Consider the following 4,163-nt stretch of genomic DNA (forward strand, 5'->3'; position numbering starts at 1 on the left):
GCAACGCGCGGCGTGGATAGCCGAGTTTGCCCCACATGCGGATCACGTCGGCCGGGGCGGCGGCGGCGAGTTCGGCGGGGCCGGGCCAGCGGTCGAGCCAGGCCCGCCAGACGGGCTCGACCCGGGCAACGGGGGTCTGCTGGCTCATGACCTCGCAGAGCAGGATCTCCCATGCGCCGACCCCGTCACCGCGCCACGGCAGCGGGCGGCCGACGCGGTCGAACCAGGAGAGGAGCGCGGGTGTGTCGAGGGAGGTCAACGTCCGTCTTTCGGGGTCGGCGGTGCACAATATGAGCCATGCCTCATACCAACCCGATCAGCGCATGGGCCTCGCTCCGCGACGGCAACCACCGCTTCGTCGATTGCGAGATGCGTCATCCCAGCCAGAATACCCAGCGACGTGAGCAGCTCGTCGCCGCGCAGCACCCCAAGGCGGTCCTGTTCGGGTGCTCGGACTCCCGGGTGGCGGCCGAGATCATCTTCGATCAGGGGCTCGGTGACCTGTTCGTCATCCGCACGGCCGGTCACATCATCGACACCGCCGTGCTGGGGTCGATCGAGTACGCCGTCCACGTGCTGGACACGCCGCTGATCGTGGTCCTCGGGCACGACAGCTGCGGCGCGGTCAAGGCGACCGTGGACGCGCTCGCGACCGGTGAGATCCCGCCGGGCTTCCTGCGCGACGTGGTGGAGAAGGTGTCGCCGTCGATCCTCAACGGGCGTCGCGAGGGGCTCAGCAGTATCGACGACTTCGAGGCGCGCCACGTGCTCGAGACGGGTGAGCTGCTCGAGCAGCGTTCCAAGATCATCAGCGAGCGGATCGACAACGGCGAACTCGCGATCGTCGGCGTGACCTACAAGCTCTCCGACGGCCGCGCCTACCTGCGCAGCGTCCTGGGCGAGGTCGAGGACGTCCCCCACGGCCCCGGTGAGGAGATGGTCGCCATCTGACGCCCTCCGGCGGCCCGGCGGCCCGGCGGCCACCCGGTCTGAGGGACACGCCGCGCCGACGGGCAGGTGGGGCACCCGCGCGGCTCTAGAGTTGGACCCGTGCAGGAACCCCAGGGCCCCCTACCGCGCGAAGTCTATGTGCGTCGCCGCGTCGCCGCGGTCGTCGTCGCCGTCATCGCCGTGGTCGTGGTGGTGCTCGCGCTGTTCCTCGCCTCCCGCGACAGCGGGACCGACACCCAGGAGACCGCCGCGGGCGGGGAGAACGGCACGACCGGGGCCGTCGAGACCTCGGAGACGTCCACCTCCGCGACCACCGAGCGGGACGACGACGGAGGCGCCTCGCGGGGCCGGTGCGCGGACGAGGATCTCCGTCTGGACGTGTGGCCGGCCGAGCCCAACGTGCCCGTGGGCTCCGACGTGCGCTTCTTCGTCAACATCGTCAACGTCTCGGACACCACGTGCGACCGGGACCTGTCGGAGGCGCCGCTGTCGTTCGAGGTCTACCGGCTCGACGACAACTCCAAGGTGTGGTCGAGCATCGACTGCACCACGCCGCGCGAGGAGGACCAGGTCGAGCTGCGCCCCGATGAGCCGGAGCCGCGTCAGATCGACTGGACCGGCCGACGGTCCGCCGAGGGCGCGTGTTCCGAGTCGGACCGGACGCCAGTCGAGGTCGGCGCCTACCAGGTGTACGCACTGGTCGGGAACGTCTTCAGCCCGGCCTCCACCTTCAACGTGGTCGAGGCCCCCGAGTCGTGACCGGGTCCTGACCGGGCCCGCGCCGAGCGATGGGGCGCCGCGGTGGTCGTCAGCCGGTGCCCAGGCCGGTGAGGCGCTGCCGGACGTGGCGGGCCCACAGCGCGCCGACGCCCTCGACGTCGGCGAAGTCCGACTGCTCGGCCGCCAGCAGTGCGGGCACCGATCCGAAACGTTCGACCAGCGCCGTGATCTGCACCGGCCGCAGGCGAGGGATGTGCGCGAGCATGCGGTGTCCGCGGGCGGTGACGTGCTCGTCCAGGTCCTCGGGCTCGGCCGGTAGCCCCAGGCAGCGCGCGACGGGCGCGGGCAGGAGCAGGTCGGCGTCGGTCAACGCGGCCAGTCGCTCGAGCCCGGCGGTGACCTGCTCGGGTGTCGGTATCGGGCGTGCATCGCCGTCGACGGCCTCCACGCGGAGGTGGTCCGCGACCAGGCCCCACAGTTCATCGGGGGTGTCGGAGAGCAGTTCCTCGAGCTGCAGGGTTGTCTGGCGCCCGTATTCGCCCATCTCCACCGTGAGCTCGGCGAGTTCGGCGCCCAGGCGTTCGAGCCTGAGCAGGCGCTGGGCCATGGTCACGACGTCGCGCACCGAGGCGTAGTCACCCATCTCCGCCCGGTCGAGCCGGGCGCGGGCACGGGCGGTGCGGGCGCCGTGCCGCTCCATCGTGGCGACCGTCTGGTCGGCCCGGGCCAGCAGGACCACCGGGTCGGCCAGCACCCGGGCCAGTCCGCCGGCGTAGACGGTCACCGTGGTCATCGACGCCGACACGGCCACCGTGGGGACGCCGGTGTGCAGCGCCGTGCGCTCGGCGGCGCGATGACGGGTGCCCGTCTCGACGGCCGGCAGTGACGGGTCGGGGACCAGGTGGACGTTGGCGCGGGTGATCCGGGAGCCATCGGTGGACAGCACCACGGCGCCGTCCATCTTGCTCAGTTCCCGCAGTCGGGCGGGCGCGAACTCGACGTCGAGGTCGACACCGCCGTCGCAGATGGCCCGGACGGCGGGATCGTCACCGAGCACCACGAGCCCCCCGGTGCCGCTACGGCGGATCCGGTCGAGTGCGTCACGCAGCGGGGTGCCCGGGGCGAGTCGCCGCAGGACGGCCCGCATGTCGGGGTCGACCGGTGAACCGTCGGCCGAGCGGGCGGAGAGGGCGGACGTGTCAGTGCTCCTCGGACTCGCCGGCGTACTCCGTCGGACGGGTGTACTCGCCGGCCTCGACGAGCTCGCCCACGACGGCGGCCTCGGTCTCGATCCGGTCGCCGTTGGAGAAGCTCACGGTGGCGGGCACGGAGACCCCGACGTCGAGGTCGTCGGCCGAGGGGAGGGTCGCGGTGGTCTGCTCGACGCAGACGCCCTCCGGTGCGGGGGCGGGCTCTGCGCCTTCGGTCGCGTCGACGACGATCGTGCAGCCACGCTGCAGCGGCCGGGTCTCGCCGAGCTGGACCGGGGTGCCGTCGATCTCGACCTGATCGAGGGAGACGGCCTCGCCGAGGCCGTAGCCGGTGAACGAGGCGACGAATCCGACGCGGGCCTCGCCACCGTTCTCGGGGACGACCACCTGCAGGTCGTTGACGTGCAGGTCGCCCGCGGAACCCCGTCCACCGTCGACCGCGGCGACCTGGTTGGCGGTCTGGGAGACCTGGCCGGCGCTGCAGGCCGACGCCCCGAGGGCGGCGCCCACGGCCAGGACTACGAGCGCGGTGCGGCGCAGGCCGGTGTTCGGTGAAGTCACGTCAGGCTCCTCGGGGATGGTCGTCTCTCAGGCCGGTCTCATCGTAGTCCACGGCCCGTCCAGACCGGCGTCAGAGTGGCCCCCTCACACCCGTGGGATTCCCTCGTCAGCCTGTACACGTTGCTGACCTGCGCAAACGGAAAACGCCTGCACTGAGGGCGTGCTAAGATAGGGCGGTCGAAAGGGGAAAGCCACTCATGGAGTTCAAGGTCGGCGACACCGTCGTCTACCCGCATCACGGCGCCGCCACCATCCAGGCGATCGAGATGCGGACGGTCAAGGGCACCGAGAAGGAATACCTCGTCCTCAAGGTTTCACAGGGCGACCTCACGGTGAAGGTACCGGCCGAGAACGCCGAGTACGTGGGCGTGCGCGACGTGGTGGACCAGGCGGGCCTGGACAAGGTCTTCGAGGTCCTGCGCACCGAGCACGCGGAGGAGCCCACCAACTGGTCGCGTCGTTACAAGGCCAACGGCGAGAAACTCGCCTCCGGTGACGTCAACAAGGTCGCCGAGGTCGTGCGCGACCTCTGGCGCCGCGATCTCGATCGTGGCCTGTCCGCGGGCGAGAAGCGCATGCTCGCCAAGGCGCGCCAGGTGCTCGTCGGCGAGCTCGCGCTCGCCGAGCGCTCGGACGAGGAACGCGCTGACGCCCTCCTCGGTGAGGTCCTCGGCTCCGCCGCACCGGCGTGACGCGACCGTCGGAGTGATCGGACACGGT

The 4,163-nt window shown here is 71.4% G+C and carries 5 protein-coding genes and 1 pseudogene; 3 read left to right on the forward strand and 3 right to left on the reverse strand.

What is annotated here, in order from left to right:
- A pseudogene (locus tag G6023_RS09415) lies at nt 1–259 on the reverse strand (A/G-specific adenine glycosylase); the annotation flags it as partial.
- A 38-nt stretch (nt 260–297) separates the two neighbouring features.
- Here G6023_RS09415 and G6023_RS09420 point away from each other — a divergent pair.
- Together G6023_RS09420 and G6023_RS09425 are read left to right on the forward strand one after the other, a co-directional pair.
- On the forward strand, nt 298–951 hold the full coding sequence (locus tag G6023_RS09420; RefSeq protein WP_069390409.1) for a carbonic anhydrase: 654 nt from the start codon (nt 298–300) through the stop codon (nt 949–951).
- A 99-nt stretch (nt 952–1,050) separates the two neighbouring features.
- Nucleotides 1,051–1,710 carry a hypothetical protein gene (locus tag G6023_RS09425; RefSeq protein WP_067711627.1) on the forward strand — a complete coding sequence of 220 codons (660 nt, stop codon included), beginning with the start codon at nt 1,051–1,053 and terminating at the stop codon, nt 1,708–1,710.
- 49 nt (nt 1,711–1,759) lie between these two features.
- Here the strand turns inward: G6023_RS09425 and disA are convergent, their stop codons facing one another.
- Both disA and G6023_RS09435 read right to left on the reverse strand, forming a co-directional pair.
- Nucleotides 1,760–2,818: a DNA integrity scanning diadenylate cyclase DisA gene (disA, locus tag G6023_RS09430; RefSeq protein ID WP_067711629.1), complete on the reverse strand. Its 1,059-nt coding sequence runs from the start codon at nt 2,816–2,818 to the stop codon at nt 1,760–1,762.
- 52 nt (nt 2,819–2,870) lie between these two features.
- Complete coding sequence (locus G6023_RS09435; protein ID WP_067711632.1) at nt 2,871–3,443, reverse strand: hypothetical protein; 573 nt, start codon at nt 3,441–3,443, stop codon at nt 2,871–2,873.
- Between the two features lie 197 nt (nt 3,444–3,640).
- Here G6023_RS09435 and G6023_RS09440 point away from each other — a divergent pair, with 197 nt between their 5' ends.
- On the forward strand, nt 3,641–4,135 hold the full coding sequence (locus tag G6023_RS09440; RefSeq protein WP_067711635.1) for a CarD family transcriptional regulator: 495 nt from the start codon (nt 3,641–3,643) through the stop codon (nt 4,133–4,135).
- Nucleotides 4,136–4,163 lie beyond the last annotated feature (28 nt).

The sequence above is a fragment of the Dietzia sp. DQ11-71 genome, assembly GCF_014144995.1.
GTDB lineage: Bacteria > Actinomycetota > Actinomycetes > Mycobacteriales > Mycobacteriaceae > Dietzia > Dietzia kunjamensis.